This window comes from Pirellulales bacterium (assembly GCA_035546535.1).
Taxonomy (GTDB): Bacteria; Planctomycetota; Planctomycetia; order Pirellulales; family JACPPG01; genus JACPPG01.
Genome location: DASZWQ010000181.1, coordinates 1 through 25,972 on the forward strand (window position 1 = coordinate 1; position 25,972 = coordinate 25,972).

At 62.8% G+C, this 25,972-nt stretch carries 18 protein-coding genes; 11 read left to right on the top strand and 7 right to left on the bottom strand.

The genetic code is table 11. The features are described 5' to 3' along the window. On the top strand, nucleotides 1–1,507 hold a 1,507-nt coding region (locus tag VHD36_20955), incomplete at its 5' end, for an aspartate aminotransferase family protein (GenBank protein HVU89812.1). 90 nt (nucleotides 1,508–1,597) lie between these two features. On the opposite strand, the gene VHD36_20960 is transcribed toward VHD36_20955, so the two are convergent. Next, nucleotides 1,598–2,944 carry a hypothetical protein gene (locus VHD36_20960; protein HVU89813.1) on the bottom strand — a complete coding sequence of 449 codons (1,347 nt, stop codon included), beginning with the start codon at nucleotides 2,942–2,944 and terminating at the stop codon, nucleotides 1,598–1,600. Between the two features lie 435 nt (nucleotides 2,945–3,379). Here VHD36_20960 and VHD36_20965 point away from each other — a divergent pair, with 435 nt between their 5' ends. From VHD36_20965 to VHD36_20985, 5 genes are all read left to right on the top strand, one after another. Next, nucleotides 3,380–4,858 carry an AMP-binding protein gene (locus VHD36_20965; GenBank protein HVU89814.1) on the top strand — a complete coding sequence of 493 codons (1,479 nt, stop codon included), beginning with the start codon at nucleotides 3,380–3,382 and terminating at the stop codon, nucleotides 4,856–4,858. Further along, nucleotides 4,858–6,408: an aminodeoxychorismate synthase component I gene (pabB, locus tag VHD36_20970; protein ID HVU89815.1), complete on the top strand. Its 1,551-nt coding sequence runs from the start codon at nucleotides 4,858–4,860 to the stop codon at nucleotides 6,406–6,408. Before VHD36_20965 ends, pabB begins: the two co-directional genes overlap by 1 nt. Nucleotides 6,409–6,438: 30 nt before the next feature. Continuing rightward, nucleotides 6,439–7,032: an aminodeoxychorismate/anthranilate synthase component II gene (locus VHD36_20975; GenBank protein ID HVU89816.1), complete on the top strand. Its 594-nt coding sequence runs from the start codon at nucleotides 6,439–6,441 to the stop codon at nucleotides 7,030–7,032. A 129-nt stretch (nucleotides 7,033–7,161) separates the two neighbouring features. Next, nucleotides 7,162–9,855, top strand: coding sequence for an aminotransferase class III-fold pyridoxal phosphate-dependent enzyme (locus VHD36_20980; protein ID HVU89817.1), 2,694 nt, complete (start codon nucleotides 7,162–7,164; stop codon nucleotides 9,853–9,855). Between the two features lie 120 nt (nucleotides 9,856–9,975). Then, entirely contained in the window at nucleotides 9,976–12,381 is a 2,406-nt protein-coding gene (locus VHD36_20985; GenBank protein ID HVU89818.1) for an MMPL family transporter, read from the top strand. A gap of 228 nt (nucleotides 12,382–12,609) precedes the next feature. On the opposite strand, the gene VHD36_20990 is transcribed toward VHD36_20985, so the two are convergent. Continuing rightward, the gene (locus tag VHD36_20990; GenBank protein ID HVU89819.1) at nucleotides 12,610–13,476 is read right to left on the bottom strand and encodes a glycoside hydrolase family 16 protein; all 867 of its coding nucleotides are present in this window, start codon (nucleotides 13,474–13,476) and stop codon (nucleotides 12,610–12,612) included. Between the two features lie 261 nt (nucleotides 13,477–13,737). Continuing rightward, nucleotides 13,738–15,015 carry a serine hydrolase domain-containing protein gene (locus VHD36_20995; protein ID HVU89820.1) on the bottom strand — a complete coding sequence of 426 codons (1,278 nt, stop codon included), beginning with the start codon at nucleotides 15,013–15,015 and terminating at the stop codon, nucleotides 13,738–13,740. A gap of 320 nt (nucleotides 15,016–15,335) precedes the next feature. Here VHD36_20995 and VHD36_21000 point away from each other — a divergent pair, with 320 nt between their 5' ends. The 3 genes from VHD36_21000 to VHD36_21010 all read left to right on the top strand — a co-directional run bounded on the left by VHD36_21000 (nucleotide 15,336) and on the right by VHD36_21010 (nucleotide 18,233). Then, the gene (locus VHD36_21000) at nucleotides 15,336–17,201 is read left to right on the top strand and encodes a pyrroloquinoline quinone-dependent dehydrogenase (protein ID HVU89821.1); all 1,866 of its coding nucleotides are present in this window, start codon (nucleotides 15,336–15,338) and stop codon (nucleotides 17,199–17,201) included. A gap of 19 nt (nucleotides 17,202–17,220) precedes the next feature. Then, on the top strand, nucleotides 17,221–17,523 hold the full coding sequence (locus VHD36_21005) for a hypothetical protein (protein HVU89822.1): 303 nt from the start codon (nucleotides 17,221–17,223) through the stop codon (nucleotides 17,521–17,523). Nucleotides 17,524–17,672: 149 nt separating this feature from the next. Continuing rightward, nucleotides 17,673–18,233: a hypothetical protein gene (locus VHD36_21010; GenBank protein ID HVU89823.1), complete on the top strand. Its 561-nt coding sequence runs from the start codon at nucleotides 17,673–17,675 to the stop codon at nucleotides 18,231–18,233. A 177-nt stretch (nucleotides 18,234–18,410) separates the two neighbouring features. Here VHD36_21010 and hemB read toward each other — a convergent pair whose 3' ends face one another. Together hemB and VHD36_21020 are read right to left on the bottom strand one after the other, a co-directional pair. Further along, nucleotides 18,411–19,424, bottom strand: a complete 1,014-nt coding sequence (gene hemB, locus VHD36_21015) for a porphobilinogen synthase (GenBank protein ID HVU89824.1) — start codon at nucleotides 19,422–19,424, stop codon at nucleotides 18,411–18,413. A gap of 20 nt (nucleotides 19,425–19,444) precedes the next feature. Next, nucleotides 19,445–21,343 carry a protein kinase gene (locus VHD36_21020; protein ID HVU89825.1) on the bottom strand — a complete coding sequence of 633 codons (1,899 nt, stop codon included), beginning with the start codon at nucleotides 21,341–21,343 and terminating at the stop codon, nucleotides 19,445–19,447. Between the two features lie 483 nt (nucleotides 21,344–21,826). Here VHD36_21020 and VHD36_21025 point away from each other — a divergent pair, with 483 nt between their 5' ends. Further along, the gene (locus VHD36_21025) at nucleotides 21,827–23,344 is read left to right on the top strand and encodes an MmgE/PrpD family protein (GenBank protein ID HVU89826.1); all 1,518 of its coding nucleotides are present in this window, start codon (nucleotides 21,827–21,829) and stop codon (nucleotides 23,342–23,344) included. Here the strand turns inward: VHD36_21025 and VHD36_21030 are convergent. Then, complete coding sequence (locus VHD36_21030) at nucleotides 23,285–23,797, bottom strand: hypothetical protein (GenBank protein ID HVU89827.1); 513 nt, start codon at nucleotides 23,795–23,797, stop codon at nucleotides 23,285–23,287. The genes VHD36_21025 and VHD36_21030 overlap by 60 nt on opposite strands. 101 nt (nucleotides 23,798–23,898) lie before the next feature. Between VHD36_21030 and VHD36_21035 the strand changes: the two genes are divergently transcribed. Further along, complete coding sequence (locus tag VHD36_21035) at nucleotides 23,899–24,954, top strand: hypothetical protein (protein HVU89828.1); 1,056 nt, start codon at nucleotides 23,899–23,901, stop codon at nucleotides 24,952–24,954. 62 nt (nucleotides 24,955–25,016) lie between these two features. Here VHD36_21035 and VHD36_21040 read toward each other — a convergent pair whose 3' ends face one another. Continuing rightward, nucleotides 25,017–25,937, bottom strand: coding sequence for a sugar phosphate isomerase/epimerase family protein (locus VHD36_21040; GenBank protein ID HVU89829.1), 921 nt, complete (start codon nucleotides 25,935–25,937; stop codon nucleotides 25,017–25,019). Nucleotides 25,938–25,972: the final 35 nt, after the last annotated feature.

A 25,972-nucleotide genomic window follows, 5' to 3' on the forward strand; every position in this document is an offset into this window, starting at 1 on the left:
CGGACGGCCTGACGGTGAACACATTGCCGTCACCGATCACAAGACCGCTGCTGCCGGCGCGCTGGAAAGCATCCAAGACCTGGCCGTGCAGGCCGCCCGACTGCACGCGCGCTACATCAACCCCGTGCTCGTGACGCTGACCGGAAAAAGCGGCGCGCTGAAGACGTTCGTCGCGGGCGAAGGTAACTATCTGCGCGACGCCGAGGGGCGCCGCTACCTGGATCTTGTCTCGGGCTTCGGATCGCTGAACCTGGGGCACAATCATCCACGCGTCGTGGCGGCCATCCAATCGGCCTTGGCCCAGCACGCGCCGGGCTTCGCGCAATCGGCGGTCAATCCATACGCGGCGGCGCTCGCCGAACAATTGATCCAGATCGCGCCGGACAGCCTGGAGATGGTGTTCTTCGCCAACAGCGGCTCGGAAGCCGTCGAAGCGGCGCTCAAGCTTGCTCGCATCGCGACGGGGCGGGCGGGTTTTCTGCACTGCGACCGTTCCTACCACGGCAAATCGCTCGGGGCACTCTCAGTTACGGGCAATCCCAATTATCAAAAGCCGTTCGCGCCACTGTTGGCCGATTGCCAGGCCGTTCCGTTTGGTGATGTGGAGGCCTTGCACGCTGCACTGGAATCGCGGCGTTTTGCGGCTTTCCTCGTCGAGCCGGTGCAGGCCGAAGGAGGCATGATCGTCCCGCCCGACGGCTACCTGCGCGAAGCGGAGCACGTGTGCCACGAGTTTGGCACGCTGTTGGTGGTCGACGAGGTGCAAACCGGATTGGGGCGCACGGGAGAGATGTTCGCGACGGATCACGACGGAGCTCGCCCTGACATCATGACGCTGGCCAAGAGCCTGGGGGGCGGGCTGATGCCGATCGGTGCCATGCTCTGCCGGCGTGATTTGTGGCACAAGGCTTATGGTTCGCTACAGAATTTCGCGCTGCACACCAGCACGTTCGGCGGCGGCAGCCTGGCGTGCGCCGCGGGGCTGGCCGCGCTCAAAGTGCTGGCCGACGAAGATCTGGTCGCGCGCGGTCGGGCACGCGGGGAACAACTCCGCGCGGGGCTCGAGGGCATCGCCGAAAAATATCAGCTTGTCAAACAGATCCGCGGCCGTGGACTGCTCTTGGGCATCGAGTTCAACCCGCTCCCCGACGCCATCATGACGCACTGGAAGCAGACCCAGGCCCAGGGCATCGGCGAGTTCATCGCGCCGCAATTGGGGGAATTGATCGAAAGCATTCCGGCCCTCTACACCATGCACAATCTGCTGCAAGAATTCGGCATCTACACGCAGGTCGCGCGCTCCCACGCCATGGTGCTGCGCATCCAGCCGCCGTTGACCATCACCGCCGAAGAGGTCGATCAAGTGCTCGCGGCTGTGGATCGGGTCATCGGCAGCATTGATTTTGCCAAGAACGTCGTGAATGACCTGATCTCGAAATCGACGCTCGGCACGCACGAAGGGGGCAAAGATCGCAGCGGTCAGGCGATCGACCAGACGATTGCTTGATCTTGAATGTGGCGAAGACAATTCCAAGCGATGCGTCGCCGAGGTTCAGGCATGCTGATTCGCGCGCCGCGAAAAAGCATGGCACAGCCGTCAGAGGAGGTCGCCAGCGAGGCAGCCTTCGATCTGTCGAGAAAACAGACGCAACAGGTCTTCGGCTTTCTGGAGCGACAGGGATGGATCGCGGTGCATCGAGAGCGTTGTCACCGTCCCATGCGTGACGACGCCGAACGCCGCCGCCGTATGCGGGCGTAGCGGCGGCAGGAGCGCCAGACTCTGTAATCTCAACGGCCCACGGCGGGCGTCGACCTCGATCGTTGCGTCCACCAGCGGCTCACCCAGGTTGCTGAGCACGCACGTCGCCAGACAGCGATCCGTCGGCAAGAGGCGCGGGATGCGTCGGAGGCGCTGCGCCAGTCCCAGAATGTGATGAAACGCCAGGCCCAACCGGCAGCGTTTGACGATTCCCATTTCCAGCGACACCAGGCGCAGCAGTTTCGGCACGGTTGCCTTGGCATTCATGCGCCGATCGAGATTGATCATGCACACGATATTCGCAGCCGGTGTGGCATCGTCGGCCGGAAGGCGCAGATTCATCGGCACCATCACGCGCGCGATTTTTCCAGCCGCATCCGGCTTATGCTCGGCAACCCAGTCGTGCAGCGCGGCAAACAAGCACGTGACCAGGAGATCGTTCACCGTGGCGCCGCGAGCGCGCGCCGCGCTACGCAGCTCTTGCAACTTCTCGGCGTCGAATTGATGCGATAACGAGAGCGGGCCGGCCGAGAGATCGGCCGCCTGGTCCTCCTCGTCGCTGTCATCAACCAGGCTCAGCGGCCGATGCGAATAGAATTCGACCACGCCCACCAGGGCCAGCAGTTCTTGCGGCAATCGCAATAGCCGCCGCCACCAGGTAAGGCCGAACCGGCCGCGACGAGCCAGACGTGCGGGATCTACCGTGCGCAGGCGACTGCCACCGGCCGCTTCCACCAGCATGGCGTAGGCGTTCAGGCAATCGTCGATGAAGCCGGCCGCGCCAACGCCATCGCAGCAGGCGTGATGAAATTCAAACCACAGCGTGGCGCGGTGCTCATCTCCACGCACCCAAATTCGCAGTCCCCGCTGTCGCCGCAGGTCGATCATCCGGCCCGCTGGAAAATCGAGCGGTTCGTCGGGGCCTCCCCAGGAGATCGCCGGCGGCGGCCCGATCTTTGCTGTCCAGTGGTAGCCCGCCGTCTCGTCCCCCTCGAGCAGGCGGCAGAGCAGCGGATGCCGCGGGAGCATATCGTCGACCGCTTGTCGCCAGACGTCGCGGTCGAGACGGCCCTGCACCTCGGCTTTCAACCAGAAGGTCATAGGCTGACGCGCGCGATCGTCGGCCAGCATGTACTCTTCGAACGGCGTCAGCGGCAGAAGAGAAGGAGAGAGCGTATCAGACATCGCTGCGCGGTTTTGAAATCCCCCGATGCTGTAAAGCCGCCGCCGTCGCAGCAGGATGGGATGCTACCCCGCTTGCTGCTACTCGTCTAGATTCTCCAGATTTTCAGATTGGTAAAACAGATAATCATAACTCGTGCTTCTAATAGGAATCGTCGTGCTGTCGTTGGTCGAGGGTCCCCGTAAGTCGTTACGCTCCTTGACAATGCTGTGCAATTTATGGAAGATGGGCAACCTGTATTGAGCTAGGGAAGCTGCCGCCACGCACGAGACCGATGCAGCGCGTCGGGCCTCGCTCGCCAGCCAGAAACAAATCCACGGGCAGCCGACGCTGCTTCGCTTCGATCGCGAAACGAACAATGATCGGTTTGCAGGTTTCCTGGGAGGTAAATCCAGGACACATCGATTACCGTTTGCACCTGCTCACGGACGTGAGGTGTGAGTGACAGCCTTGCACACGTGCGTCTGCATTTGCAGGTACTTATGAGTGAGGATATTCGCCAGCGCTGGCGACAAGTTGTCCGCGAGTCGATGTGTCACGTCGACGCTCCCGCGGACGACCGCTATTGGTGCCCGGAGCTCGAAACGGCTTCGCGCGACCAACTGCGCGCGCTGCAGCAAGAGCGCGTGATCCTCGCCTACCAGTACCTGTGGGAGTGCAGTCCGTTTTATCGGGCCAAGTTCGAGCGAGCCGGGCTCGCGGCCGACAGTATTCGTACGCTGGACGATCTGCCGAAAATCCCGGTCACGCGCCGCGAGGAATGGCTGGAAAACCAGGAAGCCAATCCCCCGTGGGGCACCTTTTCGCCGCTCCGCCAGGAGGATTGGACCGAACGCGGCTGGATGCTGTTCACCACGTCGGGCACGACCGCGGCACAGCCCCGAGTTTTCCGCCACACCACCCACGACCGCGACCTGTGGAGCTGGCTTGGCGCCCGGGCTTTGTACGCCATGGGGGCCCGCCGGGGCGACATTGCCATCAATTGCTTCGGCTATGGCACCTCGGTCGCCTTTTGGGGGCTGCATTATGCCCTGAACCTGATGGGCGTGCCGGTTATCTCGGGCGGAGGGGCGAATACCGAGCGGCGGGCGTTTTTCATCCAGACTTATCGCCCGACGATGTTACTTTGCACGCCCTCTTACGCTCTCTACCTGGGGCGCGTCATGCAGGATGCCGGCCATTCGCCACAAGAAAGCTCGATCCGCATGATCGTGGCCGCCGGCGAGCCGGGCCCCTGCGTTCCCAGCACCAAGAAACGCATCGAAGATCTGTGGCACGCCTCGCTGCACGACGACTTTGGCTGCACCGAAGTGGCCATGAGCCCGTTGGGCTACACCTGCCGCGAGCAGGTGCGACGCCCAGACGGCCAGGTCGACGTGCATTTGATGGAAGACGCCTACCTGCCCGAGGTCTTGCATCCCGAAACCATGCAACCGGTCGGGGCCGGCGAATCGGGGGTGCTGGTCGTGAGCAACCTGTTCAGCGAATCGCAGCCGATCTTGCGGTACGTGATGGGAGATTGGATCAGCGTGACGACCGAGCCTTGCCTGTGCGGCCGGACGCACGCCCGGGCCATCGGCGGCCTGAAGGGGCGCAACGACGAACTGATCAAGATTCGTGGCCTGATGTTCTTCCCCTCAGTGATCGAGGACGCCGTTCGCCGGCTGCCCGAGGTGGGGGATGAGTTCAAGATCGAGATTCGCCGGGTCGACGACATGGATCGCATCAAGATCACGGTGGAACCGAACTCGCAGATCCCCAAGGGGGACTACGCGACGCCGCAGCAGCGCATCGCCCGATCGCTGAAGGGTTCGCTGGGTATCGACGTCGACGTGGCCCTGGTGCCATTCGGCACGTTGCCGCGTACCGAGTTCAAGGCGAAGCGGCTGTTTGACCTGCGCGAGAAGGCCTTCTGATGCACACCGCCAGCTCGACAACCATCGGCCGAGGCCAGCGGGCCGCGTTCCACCTCGTCACCGAGTTGGAGCTCGCGCACCCGTTCTGGCAATATCGCCGGCTGTACGAGTTCGAGCCGTATTCCTTCCTGCTCGATAGCGCGAAGGATCCGGAAAAGCTGGGCCGGTTCTCGTTCGTCGGTGGTGATCCGTTCCTGGTGTACAAGGCGAAGCGGCGCCTGCAGCCGGGCGCGCCGGCGACGGCGCGGATCGAAGTCACGCGCCGCCACGACGCCGAAGGGCGTCCGCTGGCCGCTCCCAAGGTTGAAACGCGCGAGGCAGACGTCTTCGACGATCTGCGCGCCTTGCTTGCCGAATCGTACGTCGACGTCGCTTGTTATGCCGATCAGCCGGTACCGCTGTTGGCCGGCGCCGTGGGCTACCTGGGGTACGAGGCGGGCTACTTCGTCGAAGAGATGCCCGACCTCGGTGCTGACGACCTGGGAATGCCGGACGTTTATTTCATGTTCCACGACGTTCTGTTGGCTCATTGCCACCAGAGCGAGCGGTCGTTCCTGTCGGTCGTCGGGCGCGGCGCGACCGAGGAGCAGGCACGCGCGCGGGCCGAGCGGCTGCGCGACCAGATGCTCGCGCGGATCGAAGCCTTCGAGGCAGCCCCGCCCGATCTTGCCTGGTCGGGGCCGAATCCCCAGCGCGCCGCGGCGACGACGATCGACGTGAAATCGCATTTCGACCTGCCGGGTTACTGCGAGCTGGTCGAACGCTGCAAGGAACACATTTTCGCGGGGGATATTTTCGAGGTCTGTCTGACGCACCGGCTCGAAACCGAGCTGGTCGGCGATCCGTGGGACCTGTATCAGGAGCTGCGGCGCATTAATCCGGCGCCGTTTGCATCGTTTTTGAACTTTCCTGAAGGGCACGTGATCTCGAGTTCGCCCGAGCGGTACGTCAGCCTGGGCGTGGACCGGGTTGCCGAGAGCCGGCCGATCAAGGGAACGCGCCGCCGCGGCGAGTCCGAAGCCGACGACGAGGCGATCTATCAAGAATTGTTCTCGTCGGTCAAAGATCGCGCCGAGAACGTGATGATCGTCGACCTGGTGCGCAACGATTTCGGCCGCGTCTGCAGGTTCGGCAGCGTTCACGTGCCCGAGCTGATGATCGTCGAACCGTACGCCACGGTGTTCCAGATGGTGTCGACCATACGCGGCGAGCTGGACGAAGGACTCGATGCGCTGGATCTTTTGCGGGCTTCGTTCCCCGGAGGATCGATGACCGGCGCGCCCAAGATCGAGGCCATGAAAATCATCGACCGGCTGGAGCCGGTCAAGCGCGGCATCTACTCGGGCGCGATCGGCTATCTCGATTTTTCGGGCGTGATGGATTTGTCGATCGTGATCCGTACGCTGGTCGAGCGCAATGGCCGTTGCTACTTCAACGTCGGCGGCGCGATCGTGGCTGACAGTGTTCCGCAGGCCGAGTATTACGAAACGCTCGACAAGGCGCGAGCTTTGATTACGGCCGTGAAGAATTTGAAGGCTTGCCAGATGTAACAGCGCGCGGAATTTCGCGCGATGGTAAATATGAAGACCGTCATCCTCGATAACTACGACTCGTTCACCTTCAACCTCTATCAATACATAGGGGAAACGGATGAACGGCCGCTCGTGTTTCGCAACGACAAGATTTCGTTCGACGAACTGACGCAGCTTGCGCCCGACCGGATCATTATCTCGCCCGGGCCCGGCAGCCCCGAGGATCCCGCGTATTTCGGCATCTGTCGGCAAACGATCCTCGAGTTGGGGCCGACGATTCCCATCCTGGGCGTCTGCCTGGGGCACCAGGGAATTATCTATTCGTTGGGGGGACGCGTGATCCGCGCTCCGGAAGTGATGCACGGCAAGACGAGCTACGTGTATCACAACGGCAACACGATGTTTCGCGAAGTGCCCCGCGCGTTCGAGGCCATGCGTTATCACTCGCTGGTCGGCGATCCGACATCCCTCCCCGATTGCCTGGAGGTGACGGCCAAAACCTGGGACGACGTGATCATGGCCGTGCGCCATCGCGAGTATCCGATCTACGGGATCCAATTCCATCCCGAATCGATCGGTACTGCCGTCGGCAAGCAATTGCTGCGCAACTTCCTGCACGGCGATCACGGAGGTCGAAATTAGAACGTTTTTGTAGCGACGCTTAATTCAGTTGGAACCGTTTTGCGGCCGCACTGCCGGCGCACACCGGTCACGGAGGAACGGGTTTAGTGCGACGGCGCGGTCGGTTGTTTCGCGCCGAGATTCGCAACCATGAAATTCGCCTTCCTGATTCACCCGCTCTCTGACGAGACCAACTACGTCCTCCATTTCGGCGGCGACGCGCTGCAAAACCGCTGGGGGACCGACCCGGTGGGCTTTTGTCGCGCCGTACACGAGGCTGTCGGATCGTACGAAGACGTGCTCACCGAAGACATCGTCGAGGCCAATCGCGTGGCCGACGAGATGGCCGGGCTCGTTTCGCTCCGCGGCGCGCAGGCCGACGGCCGGTTGTACGAGATTCCGCTGGATGCCATGCGCATTCTGGAAGAGCCAGCCCGCGCCATGGAGTTCATGGAGCAGGCCGTGGAAATGGCCGCGCAGTGGGGGGCGAAAGTCGTCGGGCTGGGTTCAATGACGGGAGTCGTCGGTGGTCAAGGCAAATACCTGTCCGAGCGCAGCCCGGTTCCTGTGACCACAGGCAACAGCCTGACCGTTTTCGCGGCCATCGAGAACGTCCATCACGCGGCCGCCGAGCTGGAAATCGACTTGCGGCACGAAACCGTGGCCGTGGTCGGCGTGCCAGGCAGTATCGCCACGGCGTGCGCGAAATTGCTCGCACCGCATTGCGGGCATTTGATTCTCGTCGGGCGGCGCCCCTCGGATCGAGCGAGCGCGCTGGCCCAGGAACTGGGCGCCTCCCTGGAATTCGACATCGCCACGGCGGTCGCTCGGGCGAAGATCGTCGTCTCGGCCACTTCGGCCGGGCATTGCATCGAGCAGGCGATGCTCAAGCCGTGGAGCGTCGTGGTCGACGTCGCCATTCCGACCGACATTTGCGAATCGCACGCCACGCGCGACGACGTGCTGGTCCTCTCGGGCGGACTGACGCAGATTCCCGATTGCATGCCGCGCACCAGCAAATTCCTGTGGTTCCATCACGGCATGATTCCCAGTTGCCTGGCCGAAACCATGGTGCTGGCCTTGGAAGAGCGCCCCGAATCGTTTTCGCTCGGCCGCAGCCTGGACGTGGACAAGATCAACGAGATCGGCCGTATCGCCAAATCGCACGGCTTCGATTTTTCGCGGTTTTTCTCGTTTGGGCTGCCGCTCGATGATTCGGCGCTTATCCGCTTTCGCAAAGCGAATTCGCGACTGGTGCGTCGGCCGTCGTCGGCCAAACTATTGCCAGCGCGAAACGGCAACGGCCATGCGAATGGCCATTCACCGTCCGGTGGAAGCAATGGTCTGCACGCGGGTGCAAACGGCGCAACCAACGGCATTACGCACGGTGCGGAACACGCAAAAGAGCCGGCCAAGATCGTCGACCTTGCCGGCCGCGCCGAAAAGCTCTTCGCCCGGCACATGAATCCCGTGCTGGTGGCGCTCGGAGGCAAGGGGGGCTTCGTCAAAACGTTCGTGCGCGGCGAGGGATCGTACTTGTGGGATGCCGACAACGTTCCCTATCTCGATTTCGTCTCCGGCTTCGGGTCCGTCAATCTCGGGCACAATCACCCGGCGGTCGTCGCCGCGGTGAACGACGCGCTGCGGCAACAGGCGCCGGGCTTCGCGCAATCGGCGGTGAATCCCTACGCGGCGCAATTGGCCGAAGAGTTGGTGAGCATCGCCCCGCCAGGGCTGGAGATGGTCTTCTTCTGCAACAGCGGCACCGAATCGGTCGAGGCTGCCCTTAAGCTCGCACGGAAATCCACCGGACGCGCCGGCCTGTTGCACTGTGATCGATCGTTCCACGGCAAGTCGCTCGGGTCGTTATCGATCACGGGCAATCCCGAATACCAAAAGCCGTTCGGTCCGCTATTGCCCGGCTGTGAGAGCATTCCGTTTGGCGACGTGGCCGCTCTCGAGCAGGCATTGAGCACGCGACGCTTCGCGGCGTTCGTCGTCGAGCCGATCCAGGCCGAGGCGGGCATGGTCGTGCCGGGCGATTACTTCCTCCGTCAGGCACAAGAACTGTGCCGCGCTCACGGCACCCTGTTGATCGTTGACGAAGTGCAGACCGGCATGGGGCGCACCGGGTCGATGTTCGCGGTCGATGCGCTGGGCGTCGAGCCGGACATCATGACGGTTGCCAAGAGCCTGGGCGGCGGACTGATGCCGATTGGCGCCATGCTCTGCCGACGCGACTTGTGGCACAAAGCCTACGGCAGCCTGGAAACGTTTGCCCTGCACACCAGCACGTTTGGAGGAGGGAGTCTGGCATGCGCCGCCGGGCTAGCGGCGATCCGCGCGATTCGCAACGAGGACCTGGTGGAAAACGCCGTCGCTCGAGGTCGCCAATTGCACGAGGGGCTCGCCCGCCTGGTGCAGGAATCCGAAGTGCTCAAGGAAGTACGCGGGCGTGGCTTGCTGTTGGGCCTCGAGTTTCAGCCGCTGCCGCATGAGATTTCGGCCGCCTGGAAAGCCGTCGACGAAAGCGGCCTGATGCCGTTTCTTGTCCCCAAGCTCGACGACCTGATCGACAACATTCCCGCCTTGTATGCGATGCAAGTGCTGCTCGACACACACGGCATTTACACGCAAGTCGCTCGCTCGAACCCGTTGGTGCTGCGAATTCAGCCGCCGCTGACCATCACGAGCGAACAAGTCGAACAGTTCCTCAATGCCTTGGAAAAAGTCGCGAGCGAGTGGGAACTGGGCACTCACGTCATGTCGACCGTGATTAGCAAATCGGTCATCGGGCACCACGATGCCGCCGAGCGGCATCGCGGTCCCGTAGCGGCCAAGTGAGTAGACGCGGCAGGTTGCGGGCAGTCTTGGCGACGCGAGCCGATGGCGACACGTCGGCCGGACTCCCGACATTCGCCCGCAGTGTTTCCTTTGGACGTGCCAGCAGCGAGGTTCCACGTTTTGTTTTTCGAGCGCTATAGCAAGATCATTCTGGGAGCAGCGATTCTCGTGCTGCCGGTGCTGGCGTATGGCGCGATCAGGGCTGCCGGCACGAATCGTAACGACGTCAAGGACTGGCTGCCCGAAACGTTCCAGGAAACCCAGGACTATCACTGGTTCCAGAAGCACTTCGAGAACGAGACGCAGGTGCTTGTCAGTTGGCCCGGCGCGACGCTCGAAGATCCGCGCGTGGAAAAGTTCGCCCGCCTGGTCGATGCGCGCCGTAGCGGCACAGACGGGCCCATCGACACGGCGCTCTTTTCCACCGTGCTCACCGGGCCCGAGGTCGTCGAGCGACTGACCAGGGCGCCTGTGAATCTCACACGTGCCGAGGCCGCGGCGCGGTTGGCCGGAGTGCTGGTCGGCAAGGATCATCGGCAAGTCAGCGCCGTGGTATCGCTTTCGCCGAAAGGGCAAGTCGACCTGCACGACACGCTCGCGCAGCTCGAAAAGGCCGCCGAGATGGCCACTGGCCTGAGCGCGCGTGACATCTACATGGGCGGGCCGCCGGTCGACAACGTGGCGATCGACGACGAAAGCGCAGGCACGCTGCGATACCTGGCTGGCTTGTCTGCGCTCACGGGCCTAGGGCTCGCCTATTGGTGCATGCGGCAGTGGGGGCTGACGGTTCTGATTTGCACCGCCGCGGTGTATAGCGCGCTGGTGGCCCTGGCCATGGTCTATTTCACCGGCAACATGATGGACGCCATCATGTATTCCATGCCGCCGGTCGTGTACACCGCGGCCCTGTCGGGCGCGATCCACATCATCAACTACTATCGTGCGACGGTAGGAGAAGGGGGTCGCGCAGGCGCCGCGGGTCGCGCGCTGCGCCGCGCCTGGCTGCCGTGCATGTTGTCGGCCATGACGACGGCGATCGGGCTCGGCTCGTTGTGCATCAGCGAGCTGGTGCCGATCCGCCTGTTCGGGTTTTATTCCTGCCTGGGCGTGCTGTGCACGCTCGCGCTGTTATTCACTTGCGTGCCGGCAGCTTTGCAGCTCTGGCCGCCGCGTCCGGTCGCTCCGCCAGCCATCCATCCCTGGGACGAACCGACGGATGGACGCTGGTTTCATCGGTTGGGTCTGAAGCTTGCCTGGGGGATTGTCGGGCACCATGCGCTCGTCATTCTGGCTTTTGCCACCACGCTTGTCGGCTTGGGGATCGGAGCGCGGTACGTAAAGACGTCGGTCTCGATCGCGAATCTCTTCTCGCCCGAGGCTGAGCTGGTGCGCAAATACGAGTGGCTGCAGGAGCACCTGGGCGGGCTGATTCCGATGGAAGTCATCATCCGCTTCGACAATCGCGAGAATCAGCAGTCGTTCCTCGAAAGGTTGACGCTGGTCGATCGCATCGAACGGCACCTGGTTGCGCTGCCCGAGGTGAGCAGCTCGATGTCACCCGTGACCTTTGCACCCAGCCTCGACCAGCCGGTGTCCAGCGGCGGCCGCGGGGCCTCGAAGGCGATGCAGCGGCTGCTCGTGCGAAATCCCGAGCGTGTCCGCCAGGACGTGCTCAACAAGCAGCTTTTGAAGAGCCGCGCGGAATTCGAATCGAGCGACTATCTCAGCCGCGATACCGCTGACGGGAACGACGAAGAGGAATGGCGCATCAGCCTGCGCCTGCTCGCGGACGAAGACGTCGACTACGGGCTGTTCGTTCACGAAATCGAGCGACAGGTGGAACCGTTTCTCGACGCGGCGAACGATCCCGACGTGCGCGGGGCCTCGGCCCTCTACACAGGAGTCACGCCAGTCGTTTACAAGGCCGAACGGGCGCTGCTCAACGGGTTGATCGAAAGCTTTTTCACCGCCTTTCTGATCATGGCCGCGGTGATGGCGATCGTTTACCGCAGCGTGCTGGCCGGTCTACTTGTGATGTTCCCGAACGTATGGCCGATGGCGGTCGTGTTCGGCTACTTGGGCTACGCCGGAGCCGTGATTGACATCGGCACCATGATGACGGCCAGCGTCGCCATGGGCGTGTCGGTCGACGATGCGGCCCACTATCTGACCTGGTTTCGTTTCGGGATCGGCCGTGGCTACGACCGAAAGACAGCCGCTGTGTTTGCGTATCGCAACGCCGCCGTGGCCATGGCGCAGAGCTCGATCATCGTCGGCTTAGGGCTGGCCGTGTTCGGCTTCAGCTCGTTCGTGCCGACCAAGATGTTCGGTCTGCTTATGCTGTTGCTCTTGGCCTGGGGGCTGTTCGCCGACCTGGTGCTGCTGCCGGCGATTGTGGCCGGCCCCCTGGGGCGCTTTTTCACGCGCGGCGTCAGGCCAGACATCGTGCATAGGCCGGACGAGGTATCGGGAGGCGGCGAGCTGGTGGGCGCTGGCGCAATCGCGGACAAGAGCGCTACTCAGTAGCTCTCTCCAGCGATTCAATACCTTGTGGCTCCGCGGCGGGACGCCACGGGGGGATTGTCCGCCCGGCCCTTACGCGGCGTTCGCCAGTCGCGGGCGAGCCACCAGTGGCACCCAATGCTGGTTTGAACAACGTCGTGGTGAATGATCGAGGGCACTGGGCACGCGCAGCATTGAAGGCCATCGTCCCGCCGCGATCCCAGTGCCCTCGATGAGAAGAATGCGCGCGACTTACGACGGCTTCTTGTCGTACACGCGCACGTAATCGATCCACCACCTGGCAGTGCTGCCGTCGGGCGGGCCGATCCAGCCGCCGTCGTCCCCCACGGCCAGGCTGAGCATCAGGTACATCGGCACGGCGGTTCCGGCCGGAGCTTTTTGCGTCAACACCAGCTTCCCGTCGAAGTACCAGTTCATTGTCGAGGCGGTCCACTCGAAGCCATAGGTGTGCATGGCCTGCGCAAGATTCGTACCGCCGTTCACGAAGGTGCCGGCCGTCGTGCCGCTGCCATAGATCACCGCCGGGTAGTACTCGTTATTGATGCGGCTGCTGAATTGAAAGATGTCGACCTCGGGAGGCCACACCACGTTGAACCAACTGCCGGTCCACTTCATCATCCACAGGCTGGGCCAGAATCCTTTGCCGCTGGGGGCCATGCACCGCATTTCCACATAGCCGTACTGAAAAGAGAAAATCCCTGCCGTCGACAAGACGCCCGAGGTATAGGTAAAAGGCGCCGGCAACCCGGGCGTGGGCGTGGCCGAAATGCCGACCATCGAGGCCCCTTGCGTGAAGGGATTGGGTCCCCACGTCTCGCCGTTTTGCACGTCGACATAGATCTGCACTTCGCCGGGCGATGCATTGCTGTTGACGCCCGATCCAAGCGGCCAACTGGTATTCCACTTCTTGGCCGCTCCGGCCGTGTAATCGGCTGCCGTGTCGAACTCCGAAGAAAACAGCAGCTTCGCCGGCGTGGTGGGAGTCGGCGTCGTGGGGGGCGGCGCCGGCTGGGGCGGTGGCTGCCGATGATGATGCTGCGCCTGGACATTCGCGGCGCAGACAATCAGGCATGCCGCCAGGGCGAAAGAACACTTCATGTCAAAGAACTCCTCAGTGCCCCTGAGGTTCTTTTCTGCTTACAAGAAATCTCCTTCCGCGCCCAGGACTCGACAGGAACGGATCGCAATTTTGAAATTTTTTTCACCGGCGATGTAAAAACGTGGTTCGAAATCGACCAACTTTCGCTGCGCAGGGGGGCGAATGCCCTTGCCGTAAATGCCCTATCCTGTGCAGCCGCCGCACCGCGGTTCCTTCCGGCCCACATGCGCAGCCGCCACGTCTTTTTCCGGTGCCTCGCCTCACTTGGCCGCCGGCTCGAGCACCGCGGCATAGAGCTTCTTGCGCGCGTCCTGCACGAACGTCGGCGTCGCCGGCATGAACTGGGTCATGCCGACGCAGATCAGGTCTTCGCGCGGCGCGATGAAGAATTGCGTGCTGGCCGCCCCGCCCCACCAGTACTCGCCCAGCGACCCGGCGGGCTCTCCCTTGGCCGTGTCGACCCGCACGGCAAAATCCAGCCCAAAGCCCGTATTCGCCATCGACAAGGGGCCCAGCGCGATCGGCACCAGTTTTTCCGGGAGATGGTTGCGGGTCATCAAATCGACCGTTTCCGGCTTGAGTATTCGCACCCCGTCAAGCTCGCCGCGGTTGAGCATCATCTGGCAGAAGCGCAGGTAGTCGTCGGCAGTCGAGACCAGGCCGCCGCCGCCGGACAGGAGCGCCGGCTTCGTGGCAAACTGGCTGTCTTTGCCGCCGTCGACAGGCGACAGCTTGCCGTCTTTCTTGCCGTAGTTGACCGTCATCCGATCGAGCTTGTCGGCCGGGACGTGAAAGCCGGTGTCGCTCATGGCCAGCGGCTTGAAGATGCGCTCGGCGAAATATTCGTCGAGTGGCTTGCCCGACAGCGCTTCGATCAGCTTGCCTTGCACGTCGACGGCGATGCTGTACATCCACTTTTCGCCCGGCTGCTGGGCCAGCGGAATCTTCACCAACCGTTCGACCATGTTGTCGAGGTTCTTCGTGCGGTCGAGAATCTTGGCCTCTTTGTACATTTCATCGACCGGCGAAATCGACAGCAGGCCATAGGCCAGCCCGGCGGTGTGTCGCATCAGGTCGCGAATGGTAATCGGCCGCGTCAACTTGGCGAGCTTGACCGTGCCGCCGTCTTCGCCTGCATATACCTTCACATCTTTGAAGGCGGGCAAATATTTCGACACCGGGTCGTCGAGATCGAATCGCCCCTCGTCGTAGAGCGTCATCAAGGCGACGCCCGTGATGGGCTTGGTCATCGAATAGATGCGAAACAGCGCATCGCGTCGCATCGCTTCGCCCGCTTCGATATTCATCTTGCCGTAGACACTGGTGTGGGCGACTTTGCCCTCGCGCGCCACCAACAGTACGATTCCGGCCAGTTTTCCTTCGTCGATATACGACCGCACGATGGGATCGATCTCGGCCAGGCGCTTGGCATCCAGTCCGACCCGATCAGGCGGGGCGTCGGGAAGCGGTGCGGCGAACGTCGCCCGGGAGCTAACCGAGAACAGGAACAATCCGACAACGAGCAGGCGCGAGCGCATGAGATTCCCCTTTCGTGAGCACCGATTAAGCCACCCCGGCCCGGGTGGCACTGATGAGGACGGTCATTGTCTCTGGCCGGGGCGCGGTACGCAACAAGTTTCGGCAGCCGCCCGGCGGATTGAATGCCGCATTCCGCCAGGGCATAATGCTTGCTCTCTGTCGACCGTTTCCTAAGGGGGGAAGCGGTCGGGCGTTTGTCGCCGCTGGCAAACCACACTTCGAGGGCGGAACAAGCATGCGCTCGCCAGTTCAACTCTCTATCGCAGTCGTGATCCTCGTTTCGTCAACCACGCAGCTATCGGCTGCGGACAAGGTCCCAATGCGTGACACCGTCGCGCGCGGCGCAACCGACGGCAGTTGGAAGTATTACGGTGGCGATGCGGCCAGCACGAAATATTCCACGCTCGACCAGATCAACGCCGAAAACGCAGGAAAACTGAAGCTGGCCTGGTCGTGGGATTCGCCCGACCTGCCGCTGCAAAAAGAGAACCGCGCGCTCGGTTCCTTCGCCTACGAGACCACACCGCTGGCCGTGGGCAATACGCTCTACATCAGCACGTCGCTTGCCCAGGTGGCGGCGGTCGACGGCCGCACCGGCAAGTCGATCTGGGTGTTCAATCCTGAAGTCTACAAGGCCGGCCGGCCGACGAACCTGGGTTACGTCCATCGCGGTGTCGCTTACTGGACCGACGGCAAGGAAGAGCGCATCCTGCTCGCCGGCCATGACGCGTACCTCTATGCCATCGACGCCAAGACCGGCAAGAAGATCGACAGCTTCGGCGAAGAAGGGCGCGTCAACCTGGCCAAGGCCATTCCGCTGGCCGTCAACGCCCGGAACTACACCATGACCTCGCCGCCCGTGATCTGCCGCGACGTGGTGATCGTGGGCTCGAGCATTTCCGACGGTCCGCAATACAAGGAAGCCCCGCGCGGCGACGTGCAGGCATTTGACGTCCGAACGGGCAAGCCGGCCTGGCTCTTCCACGCCATTCCGCAAGAGGGGGAATTCGGCAACGACACCTGGGAAGAAGATTCATGGAAGTACACCGGCAACGCCAACGTCTGGACGTTGATGACCACCGACGAAGAGTTGGGCTATGTGTACCTGCCGATGAGCACGCCGACCAACGACTGGTACGGCGGGCAGCGGCTGGGTAATGGACTGTTTGCCGAGGCGCTCGTCTGCCTGAACGCCAAGACCGGCGAACGAATCTGGCACTTCCAGACCGTGCATCACGGCGTGTGGGATTACGATCTGCCCGGCGCGCCGGTGCTGTGCGATATCAAAGTCGATGGTCAGCCGATCAAGGCCGTGGCGCAAATCACGAAGACGGGCTTCACGTTCGTTTTCGATCGCGTGACGGGCAAGCCGGTGTGGCCGATCGAGGAGCGCCCCGTGCCCCCATCGACAGTGCCCGGCGAGAGACTTTCGCCCACGCAGCCCTTCCCCACCAAGCCCGCGCCTTACGAACGGCAGGGATCGACCGAAGAGAACCTGGTCGATTTCACGCCCGAAATTCTCGCCGAGGCCAAAGAAATCATCAGTGATTACGATCACGGCCCTCTCTTCACGCCGCCGAGCGAGCGTGGCACGGTCAACCTGCCCGGCTGGGCCGGTGGAGCCAACTGGTGGGGCGCGGCGTTCGACCCGGAAACGGGTCTGTTCTATATTCCGTCGATCACGGCGCCGATCGTGGTGAAGCTGAACGAGCCTGATCCGGCCCGCTCGAACCTGCGTTACGTCCGCGGCGGACCGGCCTTTGCTGGCGGGCTGGACGGCCCGAAAGGCATCCCGCTCTTCAAGCCTCCGTACGGCCGCATCACGGCGATTAACCTGAACACGGGCGAGCACGCCTGGATGATTCCGCACGGCGACGGCCCGCGCAAGAAGATCAGCGAAATCGTCGGTCGCGACGTGGGCCCACTGGGCAGCGGCGGCGGCGGACCGCTTTTGACCAAGACCCTGCTCTTCGTCGGGCAGGGTGCTGCCGGGCGCGGTGGACGCTCGGGCGGAGCGGCGCACTTGTTCCGCGCTTTCGACAAAGCGTCGGGCAAGGTGATCGCCGAAATCCCACTCCCCGGTTCGCCCAGCGGCACGCCGATGACCTACATGGCCGACGGCAAGCAGTACATCGCCATGGCCACGAACGACGGACGCGTGGTCGCCTATAGCTTGGGCGAGTGACCAAGGACCTTTGAAGCTCATGGAAAACTCGCCGCGCGGCGGTCATCGGTTTTCCATCACGTCGCGGCAGGTGACGCTTGCAGCGGGGCTGGCCGTGGCGACGGTGGCCCTGATTGCCGCCGTGCCCGTGGCATTCGGATGGTCGTACAACCACGGCGATCCGGGCTGGATGGAGCTGGGACTGATCTTCTTCATCACGACGATTCCGGCCTGTGGCTTCGCGGCGGTGGGAGTGCTCTTTGGCCAAGGTGTGAAGGCTGCGCTGGGCGGGCTGTTCGTGGGCGTTACGCTGTGGCTGATACTGCGAATCACCCTCGGCTGACGAGAGTCGCCACCACGGAAAGTTCGCAAAACAAGGGTCATGTCCCGACGTGCCGCGGTGATGGTCTGGAACGCATTTCAGCCGGGCGTTAACCTTTAATGATCACTTATGCCCGCACGCAAAGGATATTTGGCCCAAGAGGTTTCTCTATGTCGACACGAATCGCAATTCTGTTTTTTGTCGCTGCCCTCGCCTGCTCGAACGTCGCTTGGGCCCAACTGCCGGCCGATTCGGTGATGCTCGACAAGGTGAAGATTCCTCAGAAGCAAAAGTCGGTCGATCTCTGCCCGGTGTACCTCGTGCCGTCGGACCCGAAGCTGCCGACGTGGGAGTACAAAGGAGTGACTTACCGCGGCAGCAAGCCTGACGCCAAAGAGAAATTCCTGGCCGATCCCGACAAGTACGCCAAGACGGCCGAAAAGGAGCGGTACATCAACAACTTCATGCAGGCGATGAGCATCGTCTGGTGCCCGGTGACCGACGAGATCAGCCCGGGCGGTATGACCCAGTGGAAAAAACTGGGCTACACATGGGAAAGCTGCTGCGCGTTCTGCGACGACAGCGTGACGGATGAGGATTTCCCTGCGGCCGTGAAGAAGCTGCGGACGCGGGCCGAAAAGTCGTATGAGCTGGTAGGCGCCAAATATACCGAAGGGGCCAAGAGCCCTGTCGAAGGGGCGATCAAGAAGCCAACGGCCGAAAAGAACTGATCGTACGCCCGGTTTCGAGGCGTGCCATGCTTTTTCGCCAAAGGCGAATAAGCATGCCGTTGTCATCAAGCGACACTGTCTGGCGCCTCACGACGGATGGACAAGCGCGTTGTCCGTGCCAACCAGTCGGTCTCTGATGGCCCGACGACAACGCTCGGTGCTACCATCCACGCTCCGCTATTTGATCCAACCGGCGACGTCCTTGGCCCAGTACGTGAGGATCATGTCGGCGCCGGCGCGGTGCATGGCCGTCAGCGATTCGAGCACGACCGTGCGCTCGTCGAGCCAGCCACGGCCGGCCGCGGCCTTCACCATGCTGTATTCGCCTGATACGTTGTAGGCAGCCAGGGGCACGCCGGGAAAACGATCGCGCACGCTGCGCAAGATGTCGAGATAAGCCAGCGCCGGCTTCACCATGATGATGTCGGCTCCCTCGGCCAGGTCGAGCTCGACTTCGCGCAAGGCCTGGCCCGGGTCGACGGCCGGGTCCATCTGGTACGTGCGGCGATCGCCGAAAGCCGGCGCGCTTTCGGCCGCGTCGCGGAACGGCCCGTAAAAAGCGCTCGCGTACTTGGCCGCATAGCTCATCACCGGCAAGTGCGCAAAGCCGGCCCCGTCGAGGGCGTGCCGGATCGCGGCGACCATGCCGTCCATCATCCCGCTAGGGGCCACCATGTCGACGCCGGCCTGGGCATGGCTGACGACTTGCTTGGCCAAAAGTGCAAGCGTCGCGTCGTTGTCGACGTCGGTCCGCCCCGTCGCTTGATTCACTACGCCGCAGTGGCCGTGATCGGTGTACTCGCAGAAACAGACGTCCGAGACGATGAGTAAGTCGGGCGTGGCGCGTTTCAGGGCTCGAATCGCCTGCTGCACAATGCCCGACTCGCTGTAGGCGTCGCGACCGAGCGCGTCCTTTTCGGGGGGGATACCGAAGAGAATGACGCCGCCAACGCCGGCAGCCCCTAATTGCTCGGCTTCGCGTACCATCTCATCGATCGAAAGCTGGAACACGCCCGGCATCGCGCCGATTTCCTGGCGGATATTGTTACCCGGACGTACGAAGAGAGGCTGGATCAGCCGCTTCGGGTCAAGCCGCACCGCCCGCACCATTTCGCGCAACCGCGGATGCTGCCGCAAACGGCGCAAGCGCGTGGTGGGGAAACCGGGTTGCGAGGGCTGCGGGTTGCTCATGGACGCTTTCGGGCAAATGTTCATTGCGTGGGGGGCGAACTCTTATGATGGTCTGCCGCCGTGCGGGCCGCCAGACCGGCCCTGGCACGTTCGACCACGGGGGTTGCCCACGGCTTGTCGCTGTAGAGCTTGATAATGGCCTCGCGCATCTCGCGCGCCGCCGCAGGATCGGTGCTCGCAAGCGCGTCGGCCGTATCCAGCCTCCCTTGCAACACTTGCACGTCGTAGCGCGATCGCTCATCGATTTGAGCTTGCAATTGCGCCAATTGCTGGCGCGCCAGTTTCAACGACTCCTGATCGGCCGGCAGCAGCCCGCCGTCGTTGTCATAAAGTGCCAGAAGCGCCTGCAAACGTTCCGCGGCCAACTCGGGGTTGAGCTTCGCGAGAGACATGGCTTCCAGGTAGCCCCGATCCACCAGCGACGCATTTTCTACGGCGGCGGTCGAGCGGGCGCGGCGTTCGGCCTGGCGACCGGCGCGATATAGGCGGATCGCTTCCCGATGCTGCTTAACGATCGGAGCACGCGGATCGTCGGGATAATGGGCGAGAAACGACTCGATATCGCGATCGGCCGCCTGCAGCGACGCGACGTCGCCGGGAACGACGGTGTTTTCGATCCGCGCGTACATCCGATCGGCCGACGCCGGCTGCATCATCCACCAGGTGCCGGCCGCCAATGCCGTCACCGCAATGCCGAGGGCGACCGTCTGCAAGACATTCCGCGGCGTCGCGTGCTCGCGCGGAGCGTCGGTGCGGCGGTGTTCTTCTTCCGAAACGGTTACGAAGCTTGAGGCGGGCTTCTCGGTTGCAGCCGGGGCCGTCGGCACGCCGGCCCGCTGCTCCCCGGTTTTGGCCGCGGTAACCGACACCAGGTCGATCGTCGCCTTGAGCGCCCGTTCATGGCGCGCGGCTGCCGTAAGCTCGTGAGGACCGGCCGGCGGCGTAAGCTCGTATTCGCCGGAATCAGCGTCCGACGCTGCGTCCTGGTCTTCCGGCACTACCGGCTGCCCGGGCGCGGTCATCGTGGCGCTCGACACGCTGACGATCGGCGGTTGCGTAATGTCGCGCGTGGGCGCGGAGAGCGAAGGCTCGATGCGCTGCGACAGGCCGTGCCGCATCGCTTCCAGTCGGCGCGACAAGACCATGGCCGTCGCGATGCGCTGATCGGGATCCTTGATCAGCAAGTCGGAAATGATGACTTGCAGTTCCTCCGGCACATCGGGAGCGTACCGGCGCACGGGGTCCGGCTCGGCAAAACGCTGCAATTGCAACATCTCGAGCAGTGTCGCGGCCTTAAACGGCGGCCGGCCCGCCAGCAGCGTGTACATCACGCCGCCCAGGCTGTAGAGGTCGCAGCGCGGCGTGATCGGGCGTCCGTCGGTCTGCTCCGGGGCCATGTATTCGGCGGTGCCCAATACGCCGCCGACGGCCGTCAGGCCTGTCGAGCCAAACAGCTTGGCGATGCCGAAGTCAGACAGCTTGACCTGTCCCTCTTGCGAGACGAGCAAGTTGGCCGGTTTGATATCGCGGTGAATGACGCCACGGTCGTGCGCGTGTTTGAGGGCCCGGCACGTTTGAATGGCATAGTCCGTGACTTCGCGCCAGGCGAACTTTCGGCCCGCCTGTAGATCGTCTTCCAAGCTGCGGCCGACGATCAGCTCCATGGCGTAGAAGAGGTGGTTGTCCTCTTCGCCAAAGCCGTACAGGCGAACGATATTCGGATGGCGCAACTTGCGCAGCGTTTCGATCTCGGATTTGAAACGCTCGCGAAAGCCGTCATCGTGGGCGAGCGTCGCGGAGAGAATCTTGATGGCCGCCGGCTCGCCCGTATCGCGCAGGATGCCTTCGTAGACGGTCCCCATGCCGCCCCGTCCGAGCTGGCGATTGATTTTGTACGGGCCAAGTTGCTCGATTTGCATGGTCCGACCGCACGGCGACAAAGGAGTCGAATTCTCGCAGCGAGACTCGCACCGGCTGCGCGAGCATCGCGCGGCGAACTGGCCCGGCGACTTACCCCGCTTGCAGCTGCGAACTTCCCCTCCTGCTAATCTAGCCCCGAACGAGGGAAGCAGCCAGCACGTTCACATTCCGATGGCTGACGAGGGGTGCATGATTAGAGTCTAATTGCGGGCTCGAATTCATTTGTGGTGCAGGCGTCCCGCCTGCCCCTCAGGAGAACTGCAAAGTCTGTAGCCAGGGTCTGCGACCCGGAAGCGGCACGTGAAATCCCGGCCCTCACAGAGGCCGGCTACAGAAAATTCGCGCGCAGAATCTCAACTTTGCAGTTCTCTTGGCCCGCCGCCGGCCATCCTTGCGAGAAACGGTCCGCAGGCCGATAATCGCCGGCTCGCCGGTGCGGCTTGTGTCGGCGTCCACTGAATCGGCAACAGGAATCCACAGAAGTGTCCAACGACTATCTGACCCTTGCGCGCAACGAGAACCAGGCCCGCGGTATTGCTCAGTATGCGATCGACTTTCTCGGCGGGCGGTTCACCGGCCCGGCCGAATCGGTCTATCGGATGGTGGAGCGATTTCATCTCGACAGCATCGCCTGCGGCGTCTCGGCACTGGCTTGCGGCACGAACGCCCCCACGGTGCTGCGGCGCGAGGCGCTGGAATACAAAAACCCGCAAGGCGTGCCCTGCCTGGGCTCGACCGAGCGCGTGATGCCCGAGAAGGCGGTGCTGGCCAATAGCTCGGCGGTGCGCGAGTGGGATTCGAACGGCACGAACTTCGGCTACAACCCGGCCCGTGGCTACACGCGTGGCGAATTCGGCCACAACGACTTCTATCCCGTGGCGGTCGCCGCGGCGCAGTTGCGCGGACTTGACGGCCGGCAGACGCTGGCGGCGATGATCGCGCTGGATGAGATTCGCGGTCGCCTGGCCGAGGTCTTCGCTCTGAAGGATTACAAGATCGACCACGTCGTACACGGGGCGATTGGCTCGGCCGCCGTCTATGGCGCGATCATGGGCGCCACGGTTGATCAGATCGAATCGGCCATCGGCATGGTCGTGGCACATTACATTCCCTTTCGTGCCATCCGGGCGGGGCATCAATTGTCGGACTCGAAGGGGGCATCGGCCGCGATCAGCACCGAGGTGGCCGTGCTGTCGATGCGCCGCGCGATGCGCGGATTCGTCGGTCCGGCCGATATCTTCCGCAATCCCGAGGCGATCTTCTGCCTGTTCGAAAAGCCCAAATCGCGCGACACCAGCCCGTTCGATCTGACGCTATCGACGGCGGGCGAAGATTTCGCCGTGATGGGGATGCATTTCAAGCTGGGACTCTACGAGCATCAATCGGCCGGGGCGCTGCAGGGCATTCAGGACTTGCTCGCGGCCAATCCGCAATTACTGGCGGATGAAAGCCAGTTGAAGCGGGTGAAGATCGCGATTTACGAGCCAGCTTTTCACATCATCGGCGATCCGGCCAAGCGCGATCCGCACACTCGGCAGAGCGCCGATCATTCGATGGTTTACATCATCGCCACGCTGTTGCGCAAGGCGTTCGAGCAGCGTCGCTCGGGCTGGCAGGAGCTGATGCTCGTGCCCGAGGATTACAACGACAAGAGCCTGTACCACCCGCTGACGCGCAAGATCATGGAGCGGATCGAATTCGTACACGGCGGCGCGGACTACGACGCGAAGTATCCGGACGGCATCCCCACGTCGATCGAGATCGAGCACGCGACGCTCGGCACGCTCTCAAGCGGCCTGGTGATGTACCCCGAAGGGCACGCCCGCAACGCGAGCGGAAATCTCGACAAGCTCCTGGCGCACAAGTTCCGCCTGCTGGCCGGGCTGGGGGTGCGCGACGTCGATGCGCTGTACCAGCGCTTCACTGGCTTGGCCAACAAATCAGCCGACGAGATTGCCCGCCTCTACGATTTCGAGATCCTCGAGCGCGGTGGGTTTTGAGCGTTTCTTTGGCTTGTCGTTCCAGTTGATGCGCTCGGCGTCCCAAGTACGCTGCATCACCAGGAATAAGAACGAGGCGGTCCACGTGATCAGGATCAGCCCTGTCAGGGCTTCGACCGAGATCAAGAGCCGTATGCTGGCGTGTGTGGACGTTTCATCACCCAGGGTGGTATAAGCAACGGCCGATTGATACCACGGCTCGAAGAATCGTTCGTCGGGTTGCCACACCTTTCCGTTGTGCAGGTATTCGAGCACCCGGATGCCGACGGCAAAGCTGCTGATCTCGAGAATATGCGCGTGGATGGCGATCAGCACCATGCAGCCGATGGCCCACCAGTGCGCGCGTTTGAACCAACGATCGAGCGTCCGCGACAATACGACGAGCGTGCCTAGGTGGATGCCCACACAGGTGACGACGGCGACAACGGCGACCAGAAAGGCAGCGAACGGCATCGGCAAAAATACATTTCGGGGTGCAACGAAGAACCGGTAAAGTATTGGTCGCGATTCGCGTTTTGCAATTTCGCCCTGCGTGACTGTCGGAGAGGCCAATCATGCGAGCATTGGGAGCGGCGAACCGTGTCCTGGTGCGCCTGCGGCGCTACCGTTTCACGTTGGCTGGTCTGGCGTTAATCCTGTGTACTCTCGCAGACGCCGTTCGGGCGGCCGAAGGGGCACCTTTTCCCACCGTGACCCTCGAGCTGGGCAAGCTGACGGCTTCGTTTCGGGATAATTCCGAATCGCCGCAAGTCCTCAGCGGTGTCGATGCGCTGTTCAGCCGGGGGGCCAGATATTTCGACGCTTTCGACCCCGACACGAAGGGGGCGTCGGCCGGCTTGAATTTCGAGCACATCATCGCCGGCCATGCCAGCCCCAACAACATGTTCACGCCGCGGCACGGCAAGTATCAACTGTTCTGGGTGCCGGGCAGCAAAAGCGTGCGACTCGTTCGCCGCGCCGAGGACGACCCCTGGAAAGTCGACAGCACGATGACTTACACGCTGGCCGAGCCCTATAGCATTGACGTCGACTTTCGCTGCACGCCGCGCGACGCGAGCTTATTTGCACCGCGCGGCTACGCGGTCTTCTTCTTTGCCGACTATATGAACAGCGTGCCTGACGTGGCGCTGCACTTTCGCGGCGTCGACGCCGAAGATACGGCCGAGCATTGGATCACGGCCGAGGCGCCGCCGGGACACGCCGACTACAACAGTGGCGGGACGTACCGGCACCGCGACGCGGCGCCGCTGGAATACGACGCGGATCACAACTTCAAGCTCAATCTCTGGAGCTACGACAACCCCCGCTTCACAAAGCCCTTCTATTACGGCCAGGCGTTTCACAACATGGTCTTTATGCTCATGTTCGATCGGGACCATACGACCGAGGACGAGATTCGCTTCAGCCTGTTCAAGTTCAAGCTTCCCAAGCTCTCGCGGCCCGCCTGGGACTGGCAGTACGTCGTTCACCACGTCGAGGCGGGGCGAGAATATGGCTTCCGCGCCCGGTTGGTCTGGAAGCAGTTCGTCAATGCGGCCGATTGCCAGGATGACTACGAACACTGGCTCAAAAAACTGGGCGAAGCACACGGCCCATCGCAGGGTGAGTGACGATTCATTCCCGGCACTCGGTCAATTTCACAGACGCCTTCCGCGGCCGGAAAGCATCGCGGTTAGCCGAGGAACGCCCGCCGTATTTCGTTGATATAGCGTGGGCATTCGACGAGCGGATCGGTCGGCTCTTCGAATTCGAGCACGATGTAGCCGCGGTAGCCGGAGTCGGTGAGAATCTGCGCGAGCCGCTTCAAATCAGCAGGCCCGCGCTTGCCGCCCGCCGGCTGCATGGAAATCTTCACCTGCACGTTGATCGCGTAGGGAGCGAGCCGGGCCAGGTCGCCGTACGGATCGGGCGTGTTGAAATTGCCCGTGTCCAGGTTCACGCCGAACCAGGGGCTCTTCACGTCGCGCACCAGCGTCAACAGGCCGTCGGCCGTGGCCGTCAGGCCGCCGTGGTTTTCGAGCGCTAAATACACCCCATGCTCGCCGGCGTACTGGCAGGTCTCTTCGATACCGGCGACCGCCAGCTTGTGAGCTTCTTCGACGCTCGCTCCTTGTTGCGCGTGACCCGAGAAAATGCGAATCACCGGCGCGCCGAGAACCTCGGCCCGTTCGATCCACCGCTTCACGTCTGCGATCTGCTCGTCACGCTTCGGCCCCGGCGGTACGCAGAAATCATTGCCCACGGCCGTGCCGGAGATGTCAAGCCCCAGGTCGAACGATCGTTGCTTGAGGTGGCGCAGATACTCGTTCGTCGGATCCTTGGGAAAGTAGTACGACGTCAGCTCGGTCCCTTCCAACTGCATCTTCGCGCAGTCGGTTAGAAAATCCTCCAGCGACAGCTTGGGGGGCTTGGCCGTGAGCAGGTCGCGATAGCTGTAGGCGGCCAGGCTGAACTTGAACTTCGCGCCACCGACCCGGCGGATTGGCTCGATCGCTTGCGCCAACGGCAATCCGCAATATGTCGCAGCGCCCGCGGCGCCTGCAGCGGCCAGCGCGGTGCGCAAGAAGTCACGTCGTGCGCAAGGAGCGTTCATGGGCGGCAATCTCCCGCTGTGCTGGGAAACGTGAG